The sequence below is a fragment of the Cellvibrio sp. genome (assembly GCF_053579595.1).
The window spans coordinates 1-1650 of the sequence record NZ_JBRFPI010000575.1; the positions used below are offsets into that span (position 1 = coordinate 1).

Here is a 1650-nt window from a genome sequence, read left to right on the forward strand (position 1 = left end):
CTCCTATCGGGTTGGTTGGATTGGTTGGTAAAAAAGCATTCGACCGAGATTGATCTCGGCCTTGAACGTATCACGCGTGTTGCGCAGCGGATGGCGCGCTTAAAACCAACGGCAAAAGTGGTAACTGTCGCTGGTACCAATGGAAAAGGCTCTTGCGTTACTGCCACGGCAGCCTTGCTCGGTGCTGCTGGTTTTTCAGTTGGTGTTTACACTTCCCCGCATTTACTTCATTACAACGAACGCATAGTGGTTGATGGCAACCCTGTTGCCGACGCAGAAATCTGTTCTGCTTTTGCAGCCATCTTTAATGCATGCCAGCAAACCTGTGCGGATTATCCTGAACCTATAAGCCTGACTTATTTTGAGTACGGGACCTTGGCGGCATTAGAAATTTTTCAGCGCCGACAAGTGATGGCGATGGTGCTTGAAGTGGGTTTGGGTGGGCGTTTGGATGCAATCAATATTATCGATGCCGATGTGGCGGTGATTACCAGTATTGCGCTCGATCATATCGATTGGTTGGGCGATAACCGCGAAGCTATCGGCTATGAAAAAGCCGGCATTATGCGTGCCGGCAAACCCGTGGTCTGTGCAGATTTTTCGCCCCCACAATCGCTGCTGGATCATGCGCAAAATCTTTCCGCGTCACTCCAGTTAATTTCGCGCGATTTTGGTTATTCAGTTGTAGGTGATTCCACCTGGAATTGGTGGAATAACAACGTACAATTTTCTTCGCAGACTCTTCCCCAGTTGCCACTTCCCAGTCTTGCGGCGGCACTGCAAGTTGCGTGTATTTTCGGTTTGGATTTGCTGGCAATAGATGCATTTACCCGCTTGGCCGCACTGCGCGTTCCCGGGCGTTTTCAAACAGTGCATTGGCGCGAGCGACAAGTGATTCTCGATGTTGCTCATAATCCTGCGGCGACCGCCTATCTGGCCGAGCGTTTAGTGCAGGGTGGGGCACTGGGTTCAAAAATACACGGCATAGTAGCGATGATGGCAGATAAGGATCGCGCCCAAAGTCTGGAAAATCTCAAAGGGCGTATCAATAACTGGTATATCGCCGATTTATCATTTATTTCGCGCGCGGCGACGGTTGAACAATTACGTCAGAATCTGGTCGATTTGGATGTAGAAGCAGAATTTTCCGGCAGCGTTGCTGATTGTTTGCACGCGGCCTTCAATAATTCAGATCCCGGCGATCGTATTCTTGTTTTCGGGTCTTTTTATACGGTAGCTGCTGGTTTGCAAGCGCTCACAGTAACGACAGCATAATCCTGCTGCGTTTTTATCCTATATTATTGGTGTAGAGGTTTTAGGTGAGAGAATCCGTAAAACATCGTTTAATTGGTGCAGCAGTACTGGCGGCGATTACCGTATTGTTTTTGCCCAGCTTTTTTAAGGATCGTCAACAATACCAGGTAGACACCAGCTCCCATATTCCCGGCCGCCCCAGCATTACCGCCGTGGATTTCAACGAACCCACGCGGCCTGAAGGTATTGAGCCCGCGCCCGCGCCTGAAACTATGTTTGTCCCTGATGAGGCTGAGGCAATTCCTCCCGAGCAGGTTCCGCCTGCCGAACAAGCGGGTGTTGCTGTAGTGGCATCATCATCAGCGCAATCGACGTCCTCTAAAACTGCAGTAGCTG

Annotated in this window: 1 protein-coding gene and 1 pseudogene; both read left to right on the forward strand. The window is 50.2% G+C overall.

The genetic code is table 11. The features are described 5' to 3' along the window. Positions 1–1275: bifunctional tetrahydrofolate synthase/dihydrofolate synthase (folC, locus tag ACWA6V_RS21275; protein ID WP_449524353.1), on the forward strand; the 1275-nt coding region annotated here is incomplete at its 5' end. A gap of 44 nt (positions 1276–1319) precedes the next feature. Then, positions 1320–1650: pseudogene (locus ACWA6V_RS21280) on the forward strand (SPOR domain-containing protein); the annotation flags it as partial.